This window comes from Maribacter ulvicola (assembly GCF_900155985.1).
Taxonomy (GTDB): domain Bacteria; phylum Bacteroidota; class Bacteroidia; order Flavobacteriales; family Flavobacteriaceae; genus Maribacter; species Maribacter ulvicola.
In genome coordinates this window covers 258,181-284,174 of record NZ_FTMA01000003.1, presented here as the reverse complement: position 1 = coordinate 284,174, position 25,994 = coordinate 258,181, and the positions used below count along the sequence as shown (strand labels likewise).

Genomic DNA, 25,994 nt, shown 5'->3' with positions numbered 1-25,994 from the left:
CTAGCTTAAAATATCCAAAAATAACGAATAAATACACTTTGGGATTTCAATAAAACCATTATTTTTGCGCGACCAATAAATTTACAGATGGCAACATACAAGAAAAGAGGATATAAACCTGAAACAAAGGCTGAACAGCAAGAATTTGACGAACAGGAAAGCACAACAGCTGAGGTTTTTAGTTCATTAGATGAAGGCGCTTCTAGATCGGAAGAGTGGGTTTCTAAGAATCAGAATATCATTTTGGGCGTTATTGGTGTTATTGCTATCAGTGTTTTAGGCTATTTGGCTTACGACCAATTTGTAGAGAAACCAAAAGAGGCTAGTGCAGCAAATGAGATGTACTACCCGCAACAATATTTTGACCAAGCATTGGTTGCAACAACTGCAAAAGATTCATTGTTTACTTTGGCAATTGAAGGTGCTGAGGGTAAGTATGGTTTTTTGGATATCATTGAAGAATATAGTGGTACTAAAGCGGCTAACCTTGCCAACTACGGTGCAGGTATGTCTTACCTGAATATGAACAAGTATCAAGAAGCTATTACGTATTTAGAGGATTTTAGCTCTGAAGATGCTGTTTTGGGTGCTTTGGCAAAAGGTGGTTTGGGTGATGCTTTTATGCAATTAGACCAAGCTTCTGATGCTTTAGGGTATTATGAGGCGGCTGTAAAGCATAGTAGTAATACGTATACGGCTCCTAAATTTTTATATAAGGCAGGGATTACTGCCTTGGAAATGGGAGATAAGGATAAGGCTTTAGATTTTTTCCAAAGAATTAAAGACGAGTTTCCAAAATCAGAAAATGCCAGGTCTATAGATGCGTTTATAGGTATGGCTAAAAGTGGCGAATAATGGCGACAGTAAATAAAAATTTATCAGTTTACGATAAGGCAACAATCCCAAACGCGAACGGACTTCGGTTTGGGATTGTTGTTTCAGAATGGAATTCAGAAATAACAGAGGGGTTGTATTCTGGCGCAATTGAAGCTTTATTAGATTGTGGTGCTCAAGAATCTGATATCATCCGTTGGGATGTGCCTGGTAGTTTTGAGCTAACTTTTGGAGCTAAGAAAATGATCAAGAGTCTAAAGGTCGATGCTGTTATTGCTATTGGAAGTGTAATACAAGGGGAAACCAAGCATTTCGATTTTGTATGTGACGCTACGGCTCAAGGAATAAAAGATTTGAATGTGACAACCAACGTACCTGTTATATTTTGTGTTCTTACTGATAATAACATGCAACAAGCCATAGATCGTAGTGGTGGTAAACATGGTAATAAAGGTACAGAAGCGGCTATTGCAGCCATTAAAATGGCGGTTTTAGGCAGCTAATGACCTTTAATTAGGGCTTCAATTTCTATATAAGTTTAAGGGTAATAGGTTAGTGTCGTAAGATGTTAACAAATTTTGGCATTGCTAACATGCCCTATTTTTCTATTTTAAGTAACTTTGAGGTTATGGGGATGTTAAGTAAAATAACGCGGTTACGAAAAAATAGGTCATTTGAATACAATCCTAGGTATTATGATGGCAAGGGGAAAGGAAACCCATTTAAAATGGAACCTAAATTTGATCAGTTTCGTAGCACATTAAATACATCTCGTGGATTAAAGAGAAAGATTAATAGTGCAATTGAAGATTCTAAAAGAAAGGGAGACCGCAATTTAAAGATTAGAATGGCGGTTATAATTGCGGTACTGGTTTTTATTTTTCTTTATATTATTGATTTTGACCTCACAATTTTCTTTACTTCATAATGGCAGATATTATTAGATTATTACCTGACCATGTAGCAAACCAAATTGCTGCAGGTGAAGTGGTGCAACGCCCATCTTCAGTGGTAAAAGAGTTAATGGAGAATGCCATTGATGCAGGTGCTACAGATATTCAACTTATTATAAAAGATGGTGGTAAAACACTTATTCAAGTGGTTGATAATGGCAAGGGCATGAGCGGTACAGATGCGCGTTTAAGCTTTGAACGCCATGCTACTTCTAAAATTCAAAAGGCAGAAGATCTTTTCAATTTAAATACAAAAGGTTTTAGAGGAGAGGCACTGGCTTCAATTGCCGCTATTGCACATGTAGAAATGCTAACCAGGACCGAAGATGACGAAATTGGTACAAAAATTAAAATTGAAGGGAGTAAAATAGTGACTCAAGAGGTTGTTGTTGCCCCAAAGGGAACTTCAATGTTGGTCAAAAATCTTTTCTTTAACATTCCTGCAAGACGTAACTTTTTAAAATCTGATCAGGTAGAGTACCGGCATATTGCTGATGAGTTTCATCGAATTTCATTAGCACACCCACAGGTAGCTTTTAATTTTTATAATAATGGCAGTGATGTTTTTCAGTTACCGGTCAATGATTTTAGAAAACGTATTGTACATATTTTTGGAAGAAAGACAGATGAGAAGCTGGTGCCTGTAGAGGAAGAAACTCAGGTGGTGAAAATATCCGGTTACATTCAAAAACCTGAATTTGCTAAAAAGAGCAGAGGTGAACAGTTTTTCTTTGCTAATAATAGGTTTATTAAGAGTCCGTATTTACACCATGCCATACTGGGAGCTTTTGAAGGGTTAATTCGTCCTGGAACCCATCCTGGTTATTTTTTAAACCTAGAGGTTGATCCAGGTACTATAGATATTAATATACATCCTACCAAAACAGAAGTGAAATTTGATGATGAGCATACATTGTATGCTATGCTTAAATCAACGGTAAAGCATAGTTTAGGTCAATTTAATGTAGTGCCTGCATTGGATTTTGAACAAGACCAAAATTTAGACACCCCGTATTCCTATAAAAACAAACAGGTAGATGTACCGCAAGTTGTGGTAGATTCATCTTTTAACCCGTTTGAAACGGTTAAGCCATCTAAAGGTAACTCTGGTGGTGGTAGTTATTCAAAGCCTAAAGTAGATGGTTGGGAGAATTTGTATGAAGGTCTAGAAACAACGGTAGATAATGGTGTTAGTCATTTAGAATTTGAGTCGGAAGTTGTAAATAGTAGCATTTTTGATGATGAAAAAGAGGTTGTGGAACATTCTACGACCACTTTTCAAATGCGTAAAAAATATATTATAACGACCATAAAATCTGGTATGGTGGTCATTAACCAAAGTAGAGCGCACCAGCGCGTATTGTACGAGAATTTTTTAAAGAATATCACTATTAAAGAGGCTATAAGTCAACAGCTGCTCTTTCCGTTGACCCTTGCTTTTTCTTCAAGTGAAATACATATTCTAAAAGAGATTAAGGAGAATTTATGTACGGTTGGGTTTGTATTCGGAGACATTACGGAAGAAGGAGTAGAGATTTCTGGTGTGCCCGTACTGGTTGTAGAAAGTGAAGTACAAATGATCATGGAACAGTTGATTTCAGATTTTCAACAAGAAGTACCTGGTGATAGTTTTTCTCAAAGTGATATGTTGGCAAAGACCTTGGCAAAAACACTTTCGGTAAAAACTGGAGAAACCTTAGATGAGTTTTCTCAAGTAAAGTTGGTGAACGATTTGTTTGCATGTAAGGAAACAACCTTGAGTCCGTTTAACAAAAAAGTATACATTACGGTTACAGAGAATGATATTGAACGAAAATTTATATAAATGGGAAGGATAACAGAAACAATTAAGCACTTATTGATTATCAATGTTCTGTTTTTTGTTGCTACACAAATGTATGGCGAACAAATGTACGAGTGGTTTTCATTGTACTTCCCAAAAAATGAGCATTTTGAACTTTGGCAGATTATTACCCATATGTTTATGCATGGCGGGTTTATGCATATTCTTTTTAATATGTATGCTCTGTGGGCTTTTGGTTCGCCTTTAGAACAAATGTGGGGTAGAAATAAATTTCTATTCTTCTATATTTCTGCAGGTTTAGGGGCTGCTCTAATTCATATTGGTGTAAACTATTATTACTACAATACGGGTATGAGTGCTTTAATGGATGCCGGTATTTCTGAAAGTAGTATTCTGGAGATTATAAATAACGGACAGTACAATACAGAGTGGTATTCCATTGCTGGAAGAGCTACGATAGATAATTTTTTAGGCGCGTTTAATACTCCAGTAGTTGGTGCGTCTGGTGCTATTTACGGAATATTGGTGGCGTTTGGAATGTCTTTTCCTAACAGCGAATTGTTTTTAATATTTCTTCCTGTTCCTATCAAAGCCAAGTATTTTATTCCTGTTCTAATTGCATTGGATTTATTTTCAGGTGTTACGGGCTATAGTTTGTTTGGTCAAGGTATTGCGCACTTTGCACATGTTGGCGGTGCCCTATTCGGATTCTTAATGATGTGGTACTGGAAAAAAAATCAGTTTAATAATAATAGGTGGAACTAAAATATGGCTCAACCAGATTTAAAATATCAATTTAGTAGGTTAAATATTGCCGAGAAACTCATTGTAGTCAATGTGGTTGTTTTTATTGTGAACGCCCTAGTGCCATTTCTATTAGGTCTACAAAAAAATATCATTGGGCAATGGTTTGAGTTACCAAATGATATAGTGGATATTGTTTTTCAACCTTGGTCTATTGTTACCTATTCTTTATTTCATGGTGGTATAGGTCATTTGTTTTGGAATATGCTGATGATATATTTCGTTGGTCGCATCTTTTTGAATCTTTTTGACGCAAAACGATTCTTGACCGTCTATATACTGGGAGTTATTTTAGGCGGGCTCTTCTTTATTTTTGGATATAATATTTTTCCTGCATTCTTTGATGTCAATGCATCTTTAATTGGTGCTTCAGCGGGTGCTAGTGCCGTTTTAATATTTATTTGTACGTATCTGCCTAATCAAGAGGTTAGGATAATATTTTTTAATGTAAAACTTTGGATGGTTGGTGCTGTGTTGGTGGTAAGTGATTTAATTCAATTGCCAATCAGTAATTCAGGAGGTCATCTAGCGCATTTGGGCGGAGCATTTTTAGGTTACCTATATGCAAGTCAATTGACAAAAGGAAATGACATAGGGTCTGGATTCTCTAAGTTTATGGATAGTGTTGTAAACCTTTTTAAGGGAGGGGGAAAGAAAACGCCGTTGAAGACGGTGTACAAAAATAAAACATCATCTTATAAATCATCACCGGTATCTGATTATGAGAAGAAAACACATCAGAAAAAAATAGATGCTATTTTAGATAAAATAAGCAAGTCTGGTTATGAAAGTCTTTCAAAGGCAGAAAAGGATTTTTTGTTTAAAGCAGGAAAAGACAATTAGGGATGAGGAAAGTGTCTTTTCTCAAAAGAATCATGTTGTTTTTAAATATGATTTTCACGATTACACTTTTGCTCGCTTGTATAGTTCCTTACACATCTTCAGCTAGTTTGGCATTTGTGAGTTTAACTGTGCCTGCCTTGGTTTTATGTAATATGTTCTTTTTTTTGTATTGGTTGATAGGAAAAAAGATTTATATGCTGCTATCACTCACTGTATTGGTGTATGGTTATAATACCTTGGGTACCTTTATTAGTTTTAACTCGGTCTCTTCAATTACGGATCATGAAGATACTTTTTCTATAATGAGTTTTAATAGTTTAGGTTTTAGGGGTAAGAATGATGAATGGGTTAGTACAGCTGGCGATACCCTTGTGAGGTTTGTGTTAAAGGAGCAACCAGATATTATCTGTTTTCAAGAATTTGACGCAAAGAAAACAAGATCTAATTATTTTAAAGAGTATCCATTTAAATATATTGATTATGAACTGGGACCAGACAATGGTAGGGTAATTCAGGCAATTTACTCTAAGTTTAAAATTATTGATAAAGGATTATTAGAATTTTCTAAATCTTCAAATAGTGCCATTTTTGTAGATGTAAAGATTAATAAGGATACCATACGCATTTATAACCTTCATTTAGAATCTTTAAAAATTCGTCCAGAAAATATTAATAGAGAGCGTTCAGACAAGTTGTTTTCAAGATTAAAATATTCTTTTGGAAAGCAACAAGAACAAGCTGCAATTGTTAGGCAGCACATGAATAATAGTCCTTATCGAAATATGGTCTGTGGCGATTTTAATAATACGTAGTTTTCTAATTCTTATTTTACAATTAAAGGTGATTTAAAAGATAGCTTTTTAGAGGCTGGGCATGGTTTTGGTACCACTTTAAAGTTTTGGAAGTTTCCATTTAGAATAGATATGATTTTAGTAGATCCTTATTTTAAAGTACTGCGGCATGATAACTACAAAGTTAATTTATCTGATCATGAACCTATAATGGCAACTATAAATATCCCTCGTGAATAAATAGACAATCTACTAGATCTGCTAACATGTGTAATAGTAGTGCTAATCCAAAAATTCTTGTTTTCTTATAAATAAACAGTAGGGTGTAAAAGCCTATTGCCCAATAGGTATGCAACGGGTGAAAATTAATACTGCAACGGAAAGGATCAAACAATGGTGTGGCCAGAAAATGATCAATATCAATTATAATTGCAGATAATAGTATAATTGCGGACCATAACTTATTCTCTTTATAAAAGTATATGGCAATTACAATAGGTACAATAAAATGAATGCCATAATGAGCTATGAACCTAGTCATTAAGCGTAGTTATAAACTGGTGTTTAAGATATGTTATGCAATTAGGACCTAGGTTAAATAAAAGGTCTAAGATGCTCAGGTTAGGAGTAAAACCATGTCTGTCGCCAAATACTTGTGTATAGGGTTCTATGTTCAATTGAGGTTTAAATTTAGCATTTATTAAAAATCTAAAATCTTCCTTGCCCTCTGGTGAGGTCTCAAATGCATTTGTTTTATTCGTTGGCATTTCTAGTTGTAGGCATTCAAATATGGTCTGTATGGTCTTTAGATTGTAGTCAAGTAGACTTTCGTAAGGTTGATCGTATAAAGGTCTAATATCATCTTCATAAAACTCAAAGAAGGGTGACGTTCTGTAGGCTGTTTCTAAAGTACGCCAATGTTGTCTCTGCCATGGGTATGAATTGTCTATTTGAACATCTTTGTATTTTTGTCTACCATTTGATCTGCCTACATGAATGATAGGTATACTTAATATATGCTTACCTCGGTCATTAGAAATATAGGTTCTATTTCTAAAAGTCTGTTTCTGGTAATTATCGTTTACCTCCCAACAAATTGGGTGGTGCATGATATAGCTAAACGTTACTATGTTAGGGAAATATGAGGGATGAATTAATTTCACTTTTTTTCCTTTTTACGTTTCCAGAACCAATTTCCAACGAAATAAGCTACTAATAAAATTAAGAAATATTTAAAATAAGATTGTGGCTCCCCATCACCATTGACTGTGGTGAAAATACGATCCCATCTTGGTCTCCAATTACTAATACCTTCGGTAAAATTATCAAAACTCATCCATATGAAAATAGGTGTACCTACAATATGGTTTTCAGGCACATAACCCCAGGCTCTACTATCTTCAGAATGGTCTCTATTATCACCCATCATCCAGTAATAATCTTGCTTAAAGGTGTAGCTTGTTGCTGGTGTGCCATTGATGCTAATTTGGTTGCCAGATACAGAAATTTCATTCTTTTCGTATTCTTTTATAATCTTCTTATATAACGGAAGTACTTTTAAATTTAAGTCTACTGTTGCGCCTTTTTGAGGAATGTAAATAGGTCCCAACTGGCTATAATTCCATGGATAATCAGGACTTTGGGGGAATAAGTTGATGCCTCTTCTTCCTTTTTCCGCTACCTTTTGTACAACAGAATCTATATTAGGATTGCTTCTTAGAGATGCAACCATATGGGCAGTTAAAGGAACGGTACGTTGGCGATCTGTAATTTCTTTTAATGATAACCTATATTTAGCTATGACATTGGTGGGTATGCCAGATGCTTTTGTATAAAGTTCTAGCTGTCCATTTTCGGATTGATTGAAACCCATAATGTATGCTCTTAATCCGTTTACTTGCTCTTGGTTCAACGGGCTAGATATGTATTTTCTTGTAAAATCGGTAATGCCTAGGCTGTTTAGTGTTTTAGTAGAAACACCTTTGGCGCTATAGATATCATAATCAAACTGTGGTTTGGCACTTTTTGGTAGTTCTAATTGCTTTCCATTTATAAAGACATAACCATTACGTACCTCTAAAGAATCGCCTGGCACGCCCACGCAACGTTTTACATAGTTAGATTTTTTATCTATAGGTTTATCTACACCCTTCTCTTTTTTAAAGAAAACACGAACGGTGTCTGCCGGCCAACTAAACACAACAATATCGTTTCTTTCTACTTTTGTGAACCCTGGTAATCTAAAATAAGGTAGTTGTGGTTTCTTTAAATAAGAAGGAACTCCCAATACAGGTAAAGTATCATGGACCATTGGTGCAGCAACCGTTGTCATCGGTGTTCTGGCTCCATAATGAAACTTGCTTACAAAAAGAAAATCTCCTACTCGCAATGTTCTTTCCAGGGATCCCGTGGGTATCACGTAAGGTTGAATAAAGTAAGTATGTACAAGGGTTGCCGCAACTATTGCAAATAGAATGGAACTCACCCATTCTCCTGTAGCCGTTTTTGGTTGAAGTGACCTATCTTCAATGTAGGTGACCTCTAAAGTATAATTAACATAGTAAATGTACAATCCAAGGGTTAGTACAACTATCCAAGTTTCTAGCCTGTTATTTCTACCAAAACTTCTTATGGTTTCTACCCATATAACAGGGAACATCAATAAATTGATTATAGGGATGAATAATAAAATCACCCACCATTTTGGTCTGTTGATAATTTGCATTAGAACTATGGCGTTGTAAACAGGTATTGCTGCTTCCCAAGCTTTTCTTCCTGCTTTAACATATAATTTCCAAGTACCTAAGAAATGTATTACTTGTACAATGAGAATAAAAATAATCCATTGAGTGCCGTTCATCGTCGTTGTTTTTTATTGAAATAGAATCTATTATTAGATGTTTGGTTAATAGCTAATAATCCATGAGTCTTAAAGACTGCTGTTTGTTACATTTTTAACCTAGGTTTAACACATCTCGCATAGAGAAAACACCTGTTTTACCTATAATCCATTCTGCTGCGGTAACCGCTCCTAATGCAAAACCTTCTCTATTGTGAGCCGTATGCTTTATTTCTATGCTATCAACAATACTGTTATAAGCGACCGTATGGGTGCCAGGGACTTTGCCAATTCGTTTAGATGTAATCTTCAAGGTTTCTTGAGATTCGCTATCTAATTTCCACTGAGCGTAATTAGAGTTAGCAATAACACCTTCTGCCAAAGTAATGGCTGTACCACTTGGTGCATCTAATTTTTGGGTGTGGTGTATTTCTTCTAGTTCAACCTTATATTCAGGGAGGTTTTGCATCATTTTTGCCAAGTAATTATTTAGCTCAAAAAAAATGTTTACTCCTAAACTAAAATTGGAAGCATATATAAAAGCACCTTTTTTTTCTTCACATAAAGAAATGGCATCTTCATATTTGTCTAACCACCCGGTTGTACCGGATATTACCGGAACGTTATTGTTTAAGCATTTGGTAATATTGCCGAAAGCTGCTTCTGGCATACTGAAATCAATAGCAACATCCATAGTGCTAAAATCAATATTTTCAGAATTCTCGTCTATTTTGGCCACAATTTCATGACCACGACTTACTGCAATTTGCGCTATCATCTGCCCCATTTTTCCGTATCCGAAAAGTGCGATTCTCATTGTTAAAATTTTATAATTAATGCCATTCCGTAATTAGGCCTATTCGTTACTTTGTTAAAATCAAGGTATGGTTCAAAGTCTATACTTAGGTCATCATCTATGTTAAACTGTTTTAAATGTGCGTCAACATTGGCGTCTACAATATTTAAAGCATATAACCCAATAGTGGCAACTAACCATAGGTCGCGATCATTTTGAAAGCGTTCTTGTTGGAACTCAAGATCATCTGTATCTAAGTCAGGATCTGCACCGGCAGGGTTATCACCATTTATGTCATAATATTCGTCATCTATGAAACCCGCTTGTCTTCTTTTAAAAGCTGTTCTAAAACTTTGGTATTGGTTATTGTTCCATGTATACATGTAGATACTGCCACCAATAGCACCCCAAACAATAGGGACTTTCCAATATCTCTTGTTATAAATTTGCCCCAAACCAGGTAAAACTGCCGAGTAAAAAGCGGCTTTACTTGGTGCTAAAGGGTTAAATTCCTTTTTTGTTTTTTTGAATGAAACAGAATCTTTGATGACTACTCCCTTATCGGTCAAATCAACTTGTAGACTATCTATATCCGTTTTAGGAATAGAATCTTGCTCCTCTTGGGAAAAGGAAAAATTAATAAATAATAATAAAGTACTTAATACTGAAAGATAGCTACGCACCTGTGATCAATTTTTTGATACGGTCAAATTCCTCTTGAGACTTAAATGGTATGGTTATTTTTCCTCTAGCATTATCAGTAGACTTAATATCTACCTTTACCGATAAAGCATCTGTAAGTTCCTTTATACCCTTACGAACAAAAACAGAAGCTTCTTTCTTTGCTGTTTTTACTATATCGTCTGTTGGTACCTCGTCAGCATGATACGCTTTTACGGCACTCTCGGTATCTCTAACAGAAAGGTTATCAAATATAATTTTTTCGTAAAGGGATATTTGGTCTTGCTTCTTGTCGATGTTGACCAATGCTCTACCGTGACCCATACTTAAAAAGCCGTCGCGCATACCCGTCTGTATAATCGGATCTAATTTTAAAAGCCGTAAGTAATTGGCAATTGTAGATCTTTTTTTACCTACGCGCTCACTCAGTCTTTCTTGTGTAAGGTTAATTTCATCTATAAGACGTTGGTAGGACAAGGCTATTTCTATTGGGTCTAAGTCTTGACGTTGTATATTTTCAACCAAAGCCATCTCTAAAGACTCTTGATCGTTTGCAATACGTATATAAGCAGGTATGGTGTCCAAGCCTAAAAGCTTAGAGGCACGATATCTTCGTTCTCCAGATACAAGTTGGTACTCGTTAAAGCCTAGTTTTCTAACTGTAATAGGTTGAATTACACCAAGTTCTCTAACTGATGTGGCTAATTCTTTAATAGATTCATCATTGAAATTAGAACGTGGCTGAAATGGATTTACTTCAATATGTTCTAGATCTAGCTCAATAATATTACCAACAACTTTGTCCGCATTCTTATCTGATGCGGTGTTTATATCATTTTCCGGGTCTTTTAAAAGAGCCGAAAGCCCTCTACCTAAAGCTTGTTTCTTTGTCGCTTTTGCCATACTTAAACCGTCTGCTTATTTTTTTTGACTATCTCGTTAGCCATGTTCAAATAGTTTGTTGCTCCTTTACTGGCAGCATCATATTTAATTATACTTTCTCCATAACTAGGAGCTTCACTTAATCTTACATTGCGTTGAATTACAGTTTCAAAAACCATATCACCAAAATGCTTTCTTACTTCATCAACTACCTGATTGGATAAACGCAACCTAGAATCGTACATCGTTAACAACATACCTTCTATATCTAATTCTGCATTGTGTAATTTTTGAACACTCTTAATGGTGTTCAATAATTTACCTAAACCTTCCAACGCAAAATACTCACATTGAATAGGTATAATTACAGAGTCTGAGGCTGTTAGTGCGTTCAGTGTCAATAGCCCTAATGAAGGGGCGCAATCTATTAGGATATAATCGTAATCGTTCTTAAGGTCATTAATAGCCTTTTTCATCATATATTCACGCTGGTCCTTGTCAACCAATTCTATTTCTATGGCAACAAGATCAATATGTGCAGGAATAAGGTCTACGTTAGGTGATGTGGTATGGATTATAGTTTCCTTGGCAGTTTTGGTATGTTCCATAAGTTGGTACGAACCTAATTCAACCTCATCGACATTGATACCTAACCCAGAAGTAGCATTCGCCTGGGGATCGGCGTCTATCAATAAAACCTTTTTTTCTAATACACCTAGCGAGGCGGCTAGGTTGACTGTGGTGGTAGTTTTACCTACACCTCCTTTTTGATTGGCTATAGCAATAATCTTGCCCATGTTCAAAGTAAGTTAGATGGTAAAAATACAATTATTTATGGGGCTAATGAAAGCTTTTTGTTAACACTAGGTGAATAAGCACTTACTTTTCTTTAATAAAGCGTTAAACTTTTAATTATGAAATGGTTAAGGCTTTGTTGGTTGTTTAGTATATAGAAAGCTAAAAACTTATTAAAATGATATCAAATCTCTAATTTTTATCCTTAAGTTTTAAACTGTCCTCATATTCAATAAGATAGATTTCCTCGTTCTTTTTCTTTAAATAGTATTCTTCTCTGGCAAAGCGCTCAAGCTCGTCTTCGTCAGATAGCTTTTCAATAATTTTCTTATCCCTTGCTATTTCGTTTCTTAAAAAATCTTGGGTTTTTTCTAATTTTTTTATCTCCTTTCTTAATTCTAAATGAATTAAAAGGGAATTGGTGTCAAAAAAAAGCATCCAAACAACAAAAACGGATAGTACCAATACATACATATTGGTCATAACCTTAAACCATTTTCTTTGTTTTAAATCTTTGAATGCCATTATTCTTGCATAATTTTTTCGTTGATAATACTCTTAACTATTTCAACGGCAACCGTATTGTATTTATTATTCGGAATTATGATATCTGCATACTCTTTTGTAGGTTCAATGAACTGCTCGTGCATGGGTTTAATTACGGCTTGGTATTTTTCTATAGTTTCATCCAAATCCCAACCTCTTTCGTTAACATCTCTCTTTAATCTTCTGATCAGTCTTTCGTCCGTATCTGCATGTACGAAAATTTTTATATCGAACATTTTACGAATTGCAGCATTGGTCATTATTAAAATACCTTCTACAATAATAACTTTGGTAGGGTGTGTAAGTATCGTTTTTGCTGTTCTGTTGCATTCTAAAAATGAATACACAGGCTGTTCAATCGATTCCCCATTTTTCAGTGCCACTAAATGTTGCTCCAATAACGCAAAATCTATTGAGCTAGGATGATCAAAATTGGTTTTGCGTCTTTCTTCTAATGGTAAATGTGATAGGTCGTTATAATAGGAATCTTGGGAAATTACCCCAACTTCTTCATTTGGTAACTCGTTAATAATTTGATTAACTACTGTGGTTTTTCCACAACCTGTTCCACCGGCAATACCTAAAATTAGCATACATTATAATTTAGTGCAAAAGTACATATTTGAATTTCAAAAATGCATAAACTCAAAATTCAACTTTTAATAACATAGCTTGAAATGTTAAGCCGTATTTTTGCAGAATGCAGAATGAACAGGTAAAACCGAATTTTGAGTTTGTTGCCCTAATGGCTTCTTTAATGTCAATTGTTGCGTTAACTATTGATGCAATTTTACCGGCAATGGTGGATATTGGAGTGTCTATAAATAGCTTGGATCCTACCAAAAATCAGTTGTTGGTAACTATGATCTTTTTAGGTCTGGGGGTAGGGCAGTTATTTTTTGGTCCGCTGTCAGATAGCCTTGGTAGAAAACCAATTGTATACTTTGGGTTTGCTGTTTTTTTAGTTGCGAGTATTATTTGTCTATTTGCACCAAATCTTGAGGTTATGCTTATTGGGCGTGTACTTCAGGGAGTTGGTTTGTCTGCACCTAGAACCATCAGTATTTCTATTATTAGAGATACGTATCGTGGAGATTATATGGCTAAAATTATGTCGTTTGTAACAGCGTTTTTTATTTTGGTACCAGTGGTTGCACCAGCTATAGGTAAGGCGGTTATGGGTGTTACAGGTTGGCAAGGTATATTTTATATGCAACTGTTTTTTGCTTTATTAGTAGGAATTTGGTTTTATAAAAGACAAGAAGAAACATTAAAACCTGAATACAAAGTTCCTTTTTCTTTTAATGTTTTTATTAGGGGCACCAAGGAGATTTTTAAATATAAGGAAACGGTTTCGTGCACCATGATATCAGGATTGATAACGGGTTCTTTTTTGGTGTATTTAAGTTCTGCCCAACATGTATTTGAAGAGTTGTACGGGTTACGTGAAACTTTCCCATATGTGTTCGCTGGGTTGGCACTTTCTGTTGGTTTTTCAACTTTAATGAATGGTACTTTGGTCTTGCGTTTCGGAATGCGGAACTTGTCTTTTGCAGCCTTAGTGACATTCACTTTTATTGCATTGCTTTATAGTTTGCTCTTTTTAGGATCTAAAGATCCAAGCATTACCATCTTGTTGATATTTCTTTCGCTGCAATTCTTGTGTTTAGGCTTTATTTGGGGAAACATGCGGTCTATTGCAATGGAGCCTATTGGGCATATAGCAGGAATTGGTGCTGCGATTACCGGATTCATTTCTACCATTCTTTCTATTCCAATTTCTATTTTCGTGGGTAGCTTTATCCAAGATTCGGTTTGGGCACTTTTTGCTGGTTTGGGAGTGTGCGGACTTATTTCTGTTTTATTATTTATGACTTTTAAAACACGACCGTTGTTTGCCAATAATCATGCTTTTTCTAAGTGACGCCATAACTTGCAACGTTTAATTTTGGTTGCTGATTAGTTTTTAAGGTTTGTGCTATATATACGTGTTTTGGTGCGGGTTATACGTTAACTTTTTGGTTGTTAGTGTAATGACTTTATATTGTTGGTGTCATATTTTAATTTGCAATTATGGAAACACGCTACGTATTACCACTTGTTTTACTTTTTTTTTCATTAGCGTGTAAGAACAAAAATAAGGTTCAGGATATTTCAAAAAAACCGTTTATAACTTGTGCTCCTATCACAACAGATTTAGCTTGGTATACCACAGATAATGTAGCTCCTCTTATCAATGGATTAGAGGTATTGGAGTTTCCTGTAACGACTTCTAATAGGTTGGCGCAAAAATATGTAAATCAAGGAATGGTATTGGCGTATGGTTTTAACCACGCAGAGGCAGCAAGATCTTTTTATTATGCCACCAAATTAGATCCAGATTGTGCAATGGCATATTGGGGTTTTGCTTATGTTTTAGGTCCAAATTATAATGCGGGCATGGAGCCCAACAATTATCAAAGGGCGTATGATGCTATTCAAAAAGCAAAAATAATAGCTAAAAATCACGCTTCGCAAAAAGAAAAAGATTTAATTAATGCCTTATCGGAAAGGTATGTTCAATTCCCTATACAGAATAGAGGTAGTCTAGATTTAGCATATTCAAATGCTTTAGGTGAGGTGTATAGGAAGTATCCTGATGACGTTAATATAGCGGTCATGTATGCAGAGTCTATAATGGATATGTTTCCTTTTGATTTGTGGGATGAAAACGGAAACCCTAAAGAAAGGACAACTGAGATTATCCAAGTAATTAATAGCGCTTTGGAAATTGACCCACGACATCCTGGGGCGCATCATTTTAAAATTCATATGCTTGAAGCGTCTTTACACCCAGAAGATGCTCTTGAAAGTGCCATAATTTTTGATGAGGGCTTAGTGCCTGGTGCGGGGCATCTTATTCATATGTCTTCCCATGTTTATATTAGAACAGGAGATTATCACAAAGGTACCTTGGCAAATATACGCGCAGTAACTGTTGACAGTAGTTACGTGGCTGCATGTAATGCACAAGGCGCTTATCCCATTGCTTATTTTCCACATAATTATCACTTTATGGCTGCTACGGCAGCATTGGAAGGTAATAGCGAGCTGGCATTACAGGCTTCTGATAATGTAGCAAAACATTCAAGTACCATTTTAATGAAAGAACCCGGTTGGGGAACACTTCAACACTATTATACCATACCGTTTTATACGAGGGTAAAATTTGGAAAATGGGATGAAATACTGAAGGTAGAAAATAAAGTTCCTTCTTTAAAATATCCTTCGGCAATTCTAAGCTATGCCCGTGGTATGGCATTTTTAGGATTGGATGAGTTGGATAATGCAAAAAGAGAATTGTACGTGTTAGAAGGTTTTGTAAATGAAGAAAGCTTGAAAGAAATATCTATTTGGGAAATTAATTCTGTCAATGTACTGGTTCAGATAGCTAGAAATGTTTTAAAAGCCGAAATTTTGGCTAAAGAATCTAAGTATTTGGAAAGTATAGTATTATTGCAAGAAGCGGTTGAAATAGAAGACAGTTTAAATTATAATGAACCGCCAGATTGGTTTTTCTCGGTAAGGCATCATCTGGGGGCAATACAAATTGAGGCAGCACTTTATTATGATGCTATAAAAACTTATGAAAAAGATTTGGTGAAATTACCCAAAAATGGATGGGCATTACATGGTTTAAAACTCGCGTATGAGAAGCTCAATGACCAAAATAAGGTGCGTGAAGTTGAAATGCTAAGAAAAAAAAGTTGGGCAACTGCAGATATAAAATTGACTACCTCACGTATAAAATAAAAATCCATCAAACCCACAATAACATGAGCCTGATGGATTTTTGACGTACTAAATTCTCTTTTACAATGAATTATCCATGATTTCTTGAACAATTTCAGGATTCAGTAAGGTACTTGTATCTCCTAAATTACTGGTATCATTGCTAGCAATTTTACGTAAAATTCTACGCATAATTTTACCGCTACGTGTTTTGGGTAGTCCAGATACAAACTGTATTTTTTCTAGTTTTGCGATCGGGCCAACATGTTCGGTAATCTGTTGGTTAATTTCCTTTCTTAGGTTATCGCGATCTCTGCTTTCTCCTGTTTCTTTTAGAATAACATATCCGTACAGCGCATTTCCTTTGACATCATGAGGGAAACCTACAATAGCAGATTCTGCAACTGCAGGGTGTTCGTTAATAGCATCTTCAATGGGGGCTGTACCTAAATTATGACCAGATACAATGATGACATCATCTACACGACCTGTAATTCTGTAATACCCAACAGCATCTCTCAATGCGCCATCACCTGTAAAGTACATATCTTCATATGCTGAAAAATAGGTATCCCTATAACGATCATGGTTTCCCCAAATAGTTCGTGCAATTGATGGCCATGGAAATTTGATACATAATCTACCTTCTACCTGGTTACCTTTTATTTCTTTAGCATTCTCGTCCATTAAGGCTGGTTGAATACCAATAAACGGTAGGGTAGCATAAGTTGGTGTTGTAGGTGTAACATACGGTATAGGAGCAATCATAATACCACCTGTTTCGGTTTGCCACCAAGTGTCCACTAATGGACTGTTCTTTTTGCCTACGTTGTTATTATACCAGTGCCATGCTTCTTCATTTATAGGTTCGCCCACAGAGCCTAAAACCCTAAGACTAGATAAATCGTATTTTTCAACGTATTCTAAATTTTCTTTAGCCAATGCTCTAATGGCAGTAGGTGCCGTATAGAACTGATTGACTTTGTGCTTTTGTACTACCTCCCAAAAACGACCAAAATCTGGATATGAGGGTACACCTTCAAACATTAAAGTAGTAGCCCCATTTGCTAGCGGTCCGTAAACAATATATGAGTGCCCTGTAATCCAGCCTATATCTGCTGTACACCAATACACGTCATTTTCTTTATATTGAAAAACATTTTTAAAAGTATATGCGGTATATACCATATACCCTGCGGTAGTATGTACCATTCCTTTTGGTGTGCCTGTTGATCCAGAGGTGTACAGGATGAACAAGGGGTCTTCAGCATCCATAACCTCGGCAACGCAATCAGCATATGCCTCGTCTAGTAAGGGTTGTAGCCATTTATCTCTAACTGGCTCCATATGAATATCTGATCCGGTACGTTTTACAACCAAAACATTTGCTACTCCGGGGCATCCTTCCAAAGCCTTGTCTACAATGCCTTTTAAGTCTATAGATTTATTACCTCGAAAAGAACCATCTGATGTTAACACCACTTTACAGTCAGAATCATTGATCCGTGTGCCTAGTGCATGAGACGAAAATCCCGCAAATACTACTGAATGTATAGCGCCAATACGAGCACACGCTAAAAGAGCTACTGACAATTCAGGAATCATCGGTAAATAAATACAAACACGATCACCTTTTTTTACACCATGATCTAATAATACATTTGCCATGCGACAAACTCGTTCATGTAGTTGTCTGTAGGTGATATGTTGCGCTTCTTCATCTGGGTTGTTCGGCTCAAAAATAATCGCAGTTTTATCGCCCCTAGTAGGTAAATGACGATCTAAACAGTTTTCTGTAATGTTGAGTTTAGCACCCTCGAACCATTTTATCTCGGGCTTTTTAAAATCCCAACTTAATACATTGTCCCAGCGCTTACGCCAAACAAAATGTTCTTCGGCAATTTCTTCCCAGAACGCTTCTGGATTACGTACCGATTTTCGGTAAACTTGATAATATTCCTCAAGATGTTTAATGTGGTAATTACTCATGTATGCGTTAATTTAATATGCAAAGGGTGTTGAGCCCCTTTGGTTGTTGTTTAATGTTGATTTTTTTCAGTTAGTGTCCCGTGGCTTCGCCTGCGCTGCTAGGTATTCTAATATTTTCTACAATTTCTTGAACATCCTTAGGTGGTGCAGAGGTGAATTGAAGTACACCAATTGCAACAATAAAGTTAGCAATCATAGCGATACTACCAAAGCCTTCCGGCGAAATGCCAAACCACCAATCTGCAGGAGTTCCACCACCAAACCAGCCAAATTTAAATTTAGTCATATAGAATAGCATAAGAACGATACCGACTACCATTCCGCTAATGGCTCCTTCTTTATTCATTTTCTTGTAAAATATGCCCAGCACAATTGCAGGGAAGAAAGAGGCCGCGGCCAAGCCAAATGCCAGCGCTACTACAGCGGCTACGAAGCCGGGCGGATTGATGCCAAAATAACCTGCAATAATTACAGCTACGGTTGCAGCACCTCTTGCTACCCATAACTCTGCTTTGTCAGAAATATTGGGTTTAAAAACCTTCTTCACCAAATCATGCGAAACCGATGCGGAAATTACCAATAGCAAACCAGCAGCAGTAGATAATGCTGCGGCTAATCCGCCAGCTGCAACCAATGCAATTACCCAAGCAGGTAAATTGGCAATTTCAGGATTCGCCAGTACCATGATATCGTTATCTATGGTCAATTCATTTTTTGATGTATCTGCTACGTATTGTATTTTTCCGTCATTATTTTTATCATCGAACAAAAGTAATCCGGTTTCTTCCCAGTTTTTAAACCAAACGGGCATACTTGAATATTCTTCGTTACTAACTGTATGGATAAGATTGGTTTTTGCGAATACAGAAACAGCTGGTGCCGTAGTGTACAGAATAGCGATGAGCAACAATGCCAATCCGGCAGATTTACGAGCGTCCTTTACTTTTTTAACGGTAAAAAACCGAACGATTACATGAGGTAACCCTGCAGTACCCACCATTAAAGCCAAGGTGATGGCAAAAATATCGGTCACGGATTTAGAACCGTCAGTATATTCATTGAAGCCTAGTTCTGTTGATAGTCCGTCTAGTTTATCTAACAGATAAGTGCCAGAACCATCGTTTAAAGTGGATCCCATTCCTAATTGTGGAATTGGGTTTCCGGTCATTTGTATCGATATGAAAATTGCAGGAACCATAAACGCAAAAATGAGCACACAATACTGCGCTACTTGCGTATAGGTAATGCCTTTCATTCCGCCTAGAACAGCATAGAAAAGCACGATGATCATTCCAATGATAACACCGGTATTAATATCTACTTGAAGGAATCTTGAGAATACCACGCCAACCCCTCGCATTTGTCCAGCAACATAGGTAAATGAAACGATCAAAGCACAAATTACCGCAACAATACGTGCTGTTTTAGAATAATATCTATCACCTATAAAATCGGGTACGGTAAATTTCCCGAATTTTCTTAGGTACGGAGCTAATAGTAATGCCAGTAAAACATAACCGCCTGTCCATCCCATTAAATAAACGGAGCCGTCATAACCGGCAAAGGAAATTATCCCTGCCATAGATATGAATGATGCGGCAGACATCCAATCTGCTGCGGTTGCCATTCCGTTGGCAAGTGGAGAAACTCCGCCACCGGCAACATAAAAGTCTTTTGTGGATCCGGCTCTAGACCAGATGGCAATTCCGATATATAGAGCAAAGGTGAGCCCTACTAAAATATACGTCCAGGTTTGAACACTCATATTGTGGTTTTTTGGTGGTTGATGGTTGTGGTGTTATTCGTCGTATCCGTATTTTTTATCCAACTTGTTCATAAGTCTTACGTACACAAAAATTAAAATAACGAATACATATATAGATCCTTGTTGGGCAAACCAAAAACCTAGCTTGAAACCACCGATTTTAATAGCATCTAATGATTCTTTGAACAAAACACCCGCACCAAATGAAACCGCAAACCATATCAATAATAGAATGAATAAATACCGTACATTCTCTTTCCAGTAAGCCGATGCTTTTTTTTGTTTTTTTGACATGTCTATTTCGGTTTTATCTTAGTCTATCTCCTAAAAGTTGGTTTAAGGAAACTACAAATAAAAATTAGTGTGCTGCAGAGATTTATCTCCGCTTCTTAAATCTCGATTATCGAGTAAATTAGGTAAAAAAGTTTAATTGGGTATGAACAATACTCCGCTAGTGGAGTCTTTTTTTGCACCGGTAACAGATGAAAGTACATTTGTTAATTGTTTAACTCTTAGTACGCCCATTAATGCAAATATTAAAGCTTCTTTAAATTCGATAATTATTTTTGCGGGTACAACAACTTTGGTTGTAGAACCCAGTTTTTGTTCTAAAGTTTCTATTAAGAAAGAGTTTAATGCACCACCACCCGTAATTAATAATTGCTGATTTTTATTTATGAAATTCAACTGAATCTGCTGAGTAATTTTTTCACAAATATGATGAACACTGGTATGCAATAGATTTTCAATGCTATCATCTGTATCTTCAATAATAGGGACTACTTTTGCCAAAAACCACTCATAACCAACGGATTTTGGATGTGGTAATGTATAATATTCAAGATTGTTTAATTGGTTAAACATTGCTGTGTTAATACTCCCGGCACGTGCAAATTTGCCATCTTCATCATATTCTAAATCTACCTTTCTGGTGATATAGTTTAAAATCATATTTGCTAAACCAATGTCATAGGCTATCCGTTTGTTCTTAACCTCAAAGGAGATATTGCTGATGCCGCCTAAATTCAAGCAAAAGTCATATTCACTAAAAAACAATCTGTCACCTATAGGTACTAGTGGGGCGCCTTGTCCGCCAAGTGCCAAGTCATTTGTTCTAAAGTCTGCAATGACTTTAATACCGGTTGCATTTGCTATATGTTGCCCAGACCCCACTTGAAAAGTAAGTCCCATTTCTGGGCGGTGATGTGTGGTGTGCCCGTGACTGGCTATATAATCTACTTCTAATGTATGTTCGTTAATAAATACAGCAGTTTGTTCACCAAGCCACGTACCATAAGTATTATGTAACTCAATAAGTTTTTCTGGGGATAAACTGATAGTATTTTTTAGAGTATTCAGCATTTCAGATGCATACTTAACACTTTTAGTTTCTTTAATGTCAAACAGCCACCCCCCATTTTTCTCCCAAATGTGGCAATAAGCTAAATCAAGGCCATCTAATGATGTGCCCGACATAAGACCGATAATTTTATATATTTTCATTTGAGTGTTTTTTGAATACAGTGAATTAGTTCAGTGATACCGGCAATTTTCCTTTTGCTTCTAGGTTGCCTAAATAATGTTCTGTTGCCACATCTTGAAACGCTTTAAAATCCTGATAGGCAATTACCGTTGCGGTTGTGTTTTCAGTACTGAAAAACTTCAATGCATACGGGTTTCCAAAGTGATATAGCACCACATTTTTAGTTGCAATCAGCTCATTTATGAATTTAATTTCCTCATCATAGAATCCAAATTTATTTGTTGGTTTTATTTGTGGTGGCGTTAAAAGCAAAAGAATCTCAGTTTCGTTTTTAACTTCTTTTTCCATCTCTACGATGTTATCTAAAATATCTTTTTCCGTTTGGTCTGTTCCAAATCTTTTGATAGTCAATGTGCAGAAATCTGTTTCTTTAAATTTTACAATTTCAGCATCTGAACCATGGTATAAGGTGAGTGATTGTTCGGCTATTTTTCTGTTTAAAGGACTTGGATCGGTTAATTCTGTTAGTGAAACTTTATCAATAATTGCCTTTTCCTTTAACTTCCAGATACGTTCAATGCTTTTTTCAATTTGTGCTTCTGATGCATTTTTTAAAATAAATTGAATACCTTCTTCAATATGTTCAGCAAAACATAATACATCATTACCAGCATTAAATGCAAGCCATTCAAGCTCTCCTTTAATAGGGTAGTTTTTAGATACGGCGTGCATATTTAAAGCATCTGAAATTACAACGCCATCAAAGCCCATTTCATTTCGTAACACTCCGGTAATTATATCTTTGTTTATGCTTGATGGCAGGTTTGGGTCTGTGGTTAATGATGGTACGGATAAATGCCCCACCATTACAGAATCTACACCTTGGTCAATTAATTTTTGAAAAGGGAATAATTCATTTTCGAGAAGCTCTTTTTTAGATTTATCAATGACCGGCAAACCTAAGTGCGAATCTGTTGCCGTATCTCCGTGACCCGGAAAATGTTTTAGGCTCGTTAGTACATTTTCACTTTGTGTACCTTTTACAAAAGCAGTTGCCATGGCAACTACATTATGCTTGTCATCACCAAAAGAACGATAGCCTATCACCGGGTTGTTAGGATTAACGTTTACATCTACTACAGGAGAAAGATTCCAATGTACACCGGCTGCTTTACAATCTTTTGCAATCTGTTTGCCAACTTCAAATGTTAAATCTTTATTTTCTGTATTTGCGCCTAAGGTAATTGCATAGGGGTATTGTGGTGTGTTTTCAATCCGCATAGCTAATCCCCATTCTGCATCAATAGAAATTATTAGGGGATAGGTTGCTGCTTTTTGATATCTGCTGATGAGATTTTTTAAAGTGCCAAAACTACTCTCATTAACAACTATTTTCTTTTTGCCTTCAAAATTGGTAGCAGCACTTGCTCTGGAATGAAAAAAGCAGAGTCCGCCTACGTGGTGTTCGGAAATCAGTTTTTCTAATTGCTGAATTTCTTCTTCGGTATCATTTATAAACGCTGCGGGCATAAATAATTGTCCAACTTTCTCGGTTAAGGAAAGCTTTTCTAATGCTTCTTTTGTAGGTATTATTTTATTCATTGGGAGCTGTTGTTTTTTTACCGAAATCTACGGGGTAAGAAATGAATTTTAATAATAATAGTGCTGGCAGGGCAGCGATTACTACCCAAACAAAAAAGCCATCATAGCCTAGCCATTGTTGCATATAGCCACTTACCATACCTGGTAGCATCATTCCTAATGCCATAAATCCTGTGGCAATTGCGTAATGTGATGTTTTAGATTTTCCGTCGGCAATGTATATGAGGTACATTAAAAAGGCTGCAAAACCGAATCCGTATCCAAATTTTTCAAAGATTACGGTGGCGGTAACTGCATATATGTTCGTGGTGTTCGTTATTGCCAATACAGCATATAAAATGTTGGGTAGGTTTAGGGAGAGCACCATTGGCAGCATCCATTTTTTTAATCCATCCCTAGAAATTAAAATTCCTCCCAATATTCCGCCTACAGAAAGAAAAATAACTCCTACAGTGCCGAAAATGGTTCCTAGTTGTTCTGTGGAGTAGCCTAATCCGCCCTTATCAGGAGTGTCCAATAAAAACGGAGAAGCCATTTTTACCAATTGAGATTCCCCTAAGCGGTAGGTGAGTATAAATGCTAGGGCAATGCCAATACCCGGTTTTTTAAAGAATGAAGAAAACACTTCTAAGAATCCCGCAGGTTTTTCTTTGTCTTCTGTGTTTTCGGCTTCATATTTTGGAGTTACGAAAAAGTTGGTAACGGTCATAATCAGCATTAAAAAAGCGGCTGCAGACATGGTAACGCTCCATGCTTTGGTATTGTCGCCATATTTGTTTTCTAAGAACCCTGCTAGAACAACTATTAATCCTTCACCTGTTACCATTGCAAGTCGGTAAAAGGTACTTCGCATTCCTACGAAAAAGGATTGTTTTTTTTCTGTCAACCCTAACATATAATACCCATCTGAAGCTATATCGTTAGTGGCCGAGGCAAAAGCTGCCATCCAAAAACAGGCTAAGGAGGAAATGAAGAACATGTTGGTTGGTAGGGTAAGTCCAACGCCTAATAAGGCAACGGCAATTAAAAGCTGCATGCTTAAAAACCAGTTACGTTTGGTACTTTTTAAATCTACGAAGGGACTCCATAATGGTTTTAAAACCCAGGGCAGATATAAGAGACTAGTGTATAGACCAATATCTTCATTGCTGACCCCTAATTGCTTGTACATGATTACAGAAACCGTAACTACCAATACGTAGGGTAAACCTTGTGTGAAATACAACACGGGTACCCATGCCCAAGCTCCTTTGTCTTTTTGTACCATATTATTTATTCACTTGTTTTAGATTAAAAATTATTGGCGTAGTTTCTTTACCGTAGACGTCTATAAAACTAATGGCATTATATTTTTTTCTCAATTGGTTTAGAGGAATACGTACCGTTTTAGTGGTATGGTCTACATAAGTTTTGGCTTGTAATTTCCTAATATCATAAGATTTTTTTACGCGTATACCGGAAGCATAGAATAGGGCAAACCTTAGCTCTTTTAAATCGTTGAATTTAAGAACAAGCTCTGATTCTGTTTTGTAGGTTGATAGTAATTTAGGGGTTCTTGAAGTATGATTATTTGATAGCCAAGAAACAGGACTCAATGCTGGTTTCTGGTAATATTTCTTGTGAATATAATCAACAACATCATCATTATTATTCATTAGAGACTTGGCGCTGAACATAATGTTTCCCTGTATTTGAGAGGTTTTACGGGCTAGTTTTAACTGTTTGGGTATTTCTTTAATATCATCCCATGCTTTATCGCTGTTGTTTCTGATCTTATATGGTCCGTTACCTACATAAAGGTTGGTATTATAATTGTTCTTTGACCACCAATCTACAATTTTTCTGTGTGATGCTACCGGTAGTTCCATGCTCCAATAAACTTGTGGGGCTAAATAATCAATCCAACCTTTTTTCATCCAAAGCAATGGGTCTGCATATAGATCTTCATAAGTGGTTTGTCCTGCTTTGGTATCTGAACCTTTAGGGTCGGTACTATTATTTTTCCAAACTCCGAACGGACTAATACCAAACTGTACCCATGGTTTAATTGATTTGATAGTTTCGTGAGATTGCTTTACCAACGAATCAATATTACTACGGCGCCAATCATCAATAGATTGGTCTTTTTGAGCATAGGTTTCAAATGCTAGTGAATCATTAAAAACTTCGCCGGTAATTTTGTAGGGATAAAAATAATCGTCAAAATGTATGGCATCTATATCATAGTTAGAAACCAGCTCTGCAATAATGTTAGAAAAGTGGTTGCGAACTTCTGGTAATCCCGGGTTGTAGTAGTTCTTTTTGCCATAATGTACTACCCATTCTGGATGTGTACAGTAATCATGTGTTTCAGCGAGAACCTCAAAATTCTCATCAAAAGTAGCTCTGTACGGATTTAACCATGCATGAAATTCCATGCCTCTTATATGAGCTTCGTTGATCATCCACTCAAGAACATTTGTATTCCATTTTGGGGCTGTACCTTCTTCACCTGTTAGAAACCTGGAATAAGGCGCATAGTCAGACTCATAAAAAGCATCGCCTGCTGCGCGAACCTGAACGATAACGGCATTGTAGTTTTCTTTCTCGTAAAAATCTAAAATTTTAAGGTAGTCGGCTTTTTGTTTCTCTGCTGTATCATTACCATTTTTAGGCCAATCTATATTGACTACCGTAGCAATCCAAACTCCTCTAAATTCTCTCTTTGGATGTTTTTCGTAGGATTTGAAAATTCCGCAAGAATTAAGAAGTAGTAGTAATACGAGGAGTGCTAGTTGTTTATTCATAAAAATAAAAAGGCCCATTTTAAAACTAAA

The 25,994-nt window shown here is 36.3% G+C and carries 25 protein-coding genes; 9 read left to right on the top strand and 16 right to left on the bottom strand.

Features of this window, described 5'->3' with window-relative positions; translation table 11 throughout:
- Window positions 1-87 precede the first annotated feature (87 nt).
- The 7 genes from BW936_RS11840 (at window position 88) to BW936_RS19390 (ending at window position 6,050) form a co-directional block, all read left to right on the top strand.
- The gene (locus tag BW936_RS11840) at window positions 88-855 is read left to right on the top strand and encodes a tetratricopeptide repeat protein (protein ID WP_076548607.1); all 768 of its coding nucleotides are present in this window, start codon (window positions 88-90) and stop codon (window positions 853-855) included.
- Window positions 855-1,337, top strand: coding sequence for a 6,7-dimethyl-8-ribityllumazine synthase (ribH, locus tag BW936_RS11835; protein ID WP_076548606.1), 483 nt, complete (start codon window positions 855-857; stop codon window positions 1,335-1,337). The genes BW936_RS11840 and ribH overlap by 1 nt, the downstream gene beginning before the upstream one ends.
- A gap of 62 nt (window positions 1,338-1,399) precedes the next feature.
- Complete coding sequence (locus BW936_RS11830; RefSeq protein ID WP_317042893.1) at window positions 1,400-1,762, top strand: riboflavin synthase subunit beta; 363 nt, start codon at window positions 1,400-1,402, stop codon at window positions 1,760-1,762.
- Window positions 1,762-3,612, top strand: coding sequence for a DNA mismatch repair endonuclease MutL (mutL, locus tag BW936_RS11825; RefSeq protein ID WP_076548605.1), 1,851 nt, complete (start codon window positions 1,762-1,764; stop codon window positions 3,610-3,612). The genes BW936_RS11830 and mutL overlap by 1 nt, the downstream gene beginning before the upstream one ends.
- A complete protein-coding gene (locus BW936_RS11820; RefSeq protein WP_076548604.1) occupies window positions 3,613-4,356 on the top strand; it encodes a rhomboid family intramembrane serine protease in 744 nt (247 codons plus the stop codon).
- Between the two features lie 3 nt (window positions 4,357-4,359).
- Entirely contained in the window at window positions 4,360-5,238 is an 879-nt protein-coding gene (locus tag BW936_RS11815) for a rhomboid family intramembrane serine protease (protein ID WP_076548603.1), read from the top strand.
- Between the two features lie 194 nt (window positions 5,239-5,432).
- Window positions 5,433-6,050, top strand: a complete 618-nt coding sequence (locus BW936_RS19390; protein ID WP_143744136.1) for an endonuclease/exonuclease/phosphatase family protein — start codon at window positions 5,433-5,435, stop codon at window positions 6,048-6,050.
- Between the two features lie 196 nt (window positions 6,051-6,246).
- Here BW936_RS19390 and BW936_RS11805 read toward each other — a convergent pair whose 3' ends face one another.
- From BW936_RS11805 to udk, 9 genes are all read right to left on the bottom strand, one after another.
- Entirely contained in the window at window positions 6,247-6,570 is a 324-nt protein-coding gene (locus tag BW936_RS11805; protein ID WP_076548602.1) for a DUF6122 family protein, read from the bottom strand.
- Entirely contained in the window at window positions 6,563-7,192 is a 630-nt protein-coding gene (locus tag BW936_RS11800) for a WbqC family protein (RefSeq protein ID WP_076548601.1), read from the bottom strand. The genes BW936_RS11805 and BW936_RS11800 overlap by 8 nt, the downstream gene beginning before the upstream one ends.
- Window positions 7,189-8,889, bottom strand: a complete 1,701-nt coding sequence (gene lepB / locus BW936_RS11795; protein WP_076548600.1) for a signal peptidase I — start codon at window positions 8,887-8,889, stop codon at window positions 7,189-7,191. Before lepB ends, BW936_RS11800 begins: the two co-directional genes overlap by 4 nt.
- Window positions 8,890-8,983: 94 nt before the next feature.
- A complete protein-coding gene (gene dapB, locus BW936_RS11790; protein ID WP_076548599.1) occupies window positions 8,984-9,685 on the bottom strand; it encodes a 4-hydroxy-tetrahydrodipicolinate reductase in 702 nt (233 codons plus the stop codon).
- Between the two features lie 2 nt (window positions 9,686-9,687).
- Window positions 9,688-10,347 (bottom strand): DUF5683 domain-containing protein, encoded by a 660-nt coding sequence (locus BW936_RS11785; protein WP_076548598.1) that lies wholly within the window; start codon window positions 10,345-10,347, stop codon window positions 9,688-9,690.
- On the bottom strand, window positions 10,340-11,248 hold the full coding sequence (locus BW936_RS11780) for a ParB/RepB/Spo0J family partition protein (protein WP_076548597.1): 909 nt from the start codon (window positions 11,246-11,248) through the stop codon (window positions 10,340-10,342). The genes BW936_RS11785 and BW936_RS11780 overlap by 8 nt, the downstream gene beginning before the upstream one ends.
- A gap of 2 nt (window positions 11,249-11,250) precedes the next feature.
- Window positions 11,251-12,024, bottom strand: a complete 774-nt coding sequence (locus tag BW936_RS11775) for a ParA family protein (RefSeq protein WP_076548596.1) — start codon at window positions 12,022-12,024, stop codon at window positions 11,251-11,253.
- A 190-nt stretch (window positions 12,025-12,214) separates the two neighbouring features.
- Entirely contained in the window at window positions 12,215-12,547 is a 333-nt protein-coding gene (locus BW936_RS11770) for an FtsB family cell division protein (protein ID WP_076548595.1), read from the bottom strand.
- Entirely contained in the window at window positions 12,547-13,161 is a 615-nt protein-coding gene (gene udk, locus BW936_RS11765) for a uridine kinase (protein ID WP_076548594.1), read from the bottom strand. The genes BW936_RS11770 and udk overlap by 1 nt, the downstream gene beginning before the upstream one ends.
- Before the next feature lie 107 nt (window positions 13,162-13,268).
- On the opposite strand from udk, the gene BW936_RS11760 reads away from it, so the two are divergent.
- Together BW936_RS11760 and BW936_RS11755 are read left to right on the top strand one after the other, a co-directional pair.
- Window positions 13,269-14,492 carry a multidrug effflux MFS transporter gene (locus tag BW936_RS11760; protein WP_076548593.1) on the top strand — a complete coding sequence of 408 codons (1,224 nt, stop codon included), beginning with the start codon at window positions 13,269-13,271 and terminating at the stop codon, window positions 14,490-14,492.
- A 149-nt stretch (window positions 14,493-14,641) separates the two neighbouring features.
- Entirely contained in the window at window positions 14,642-16,360 is a 1,719-nt protein-coding gene (locus tag BW936_RS11755) for a tetratricopeptide repeat protein (RefSeq protein ID WP_076548592.1), read from the top strand.
- 60 nt (window positions 16,361-16,420) lie between these two features.
- On the opposite strand, the gene acs is transcribed toward BW936_RS11755, so the two are convergent.
- The 7 genes from acs to BW936_RS11720 form a co-directional block, all read right to left on the bottom strand.
- Window positions 16,421-18,328: an acetate--CoA ligase gene (acs, locus tag BW936_RS11750; protein ID WP_076548591.1), complete on the bottom strand. Its 1,908-nt coding sequence runs from the start codon at window positions 18,326-18,328 to the stop codon at window positions 16,421-16,423.
- Between the two features lie 70 nt (window positions 18,329-18,398).
- Window positions 18,399-20,093: a sodium:solute symporter family protein gene (locus BW936_RS11745; RefSeq protein WP_076548590.1), complete on the bottom strand. Its 1,695-nt coding sequence runs from the start codon at window positions 20,091-20,093 to the stop codon at window positions 18,399-18,401.
- A gap of 33 nt (window positions 20,094-20,126) precedes the next feature.
- Window positions 20,127-20,387, bottom strand: coding sequence for a DUF4212 domain-containing protein (locus BW936_RS11740; protein ID WP_076548589.1), 261 nt, complete (start codon window positions 20,385-20,387; stop codon window positions 20,127-20,129).
- 132 nt (window positions 20,388-20,519) lie between these two features.
- Window positions 20,520-21,596: an anhydro-N-acetylmuramic acid kinase gene (locus BW936_RS11735; protein ID WP_076548588.1), complete on the bottom strand. Its 1,077-nt coding sequence runs from the start codon at window positions 21,594-21,596 to the stop codon at window positions 20,520-20,522.
- 25 nt (window positions 21,597-21,621) lie between these two features.
- Window positions 21,622-23,178 carry a glycoside hydrolase family 3 protein gene (locus tag BW936_RS11730; protein ID WP_076548587.1) on the bottom strand — a complete coding sequence of 519 codons (1,557 nt, stop codon included), beginning with the start codon at window positions 23,176-23,178 and terminating at the stop codon, window positions 21,622-21,624.
- A complete protein-coding gene (locus BW936_RS11725) occupies window positions 23,171-24,445 on the bottom strand; it encodes an AmpG family muropeptide MFS transporter (RefSeq protein ID WP_143744135.1) in 1,275 nt (424 codons plus the stop codon). Before BW936_RS11725 ends, BW936_RS11730 begins: the two co-directional genes overlap by 8 nt.
- Window position 24,446: 1 nt before the next feature.
- Window positions 24,447-25,964 (bottom strand): glycoside hydrolase family 10-like protein, encoded by a 1,518-nt coding sequence (locus tag BW936_RS11720; protein WP_076548681.1) that lies wholly within the window; start codon window positions 25,962-25,964, stop codon window positions 24,447-24,449.
- Window positions 25,965-25,994 lie beyond the last annotated feature (30 nt).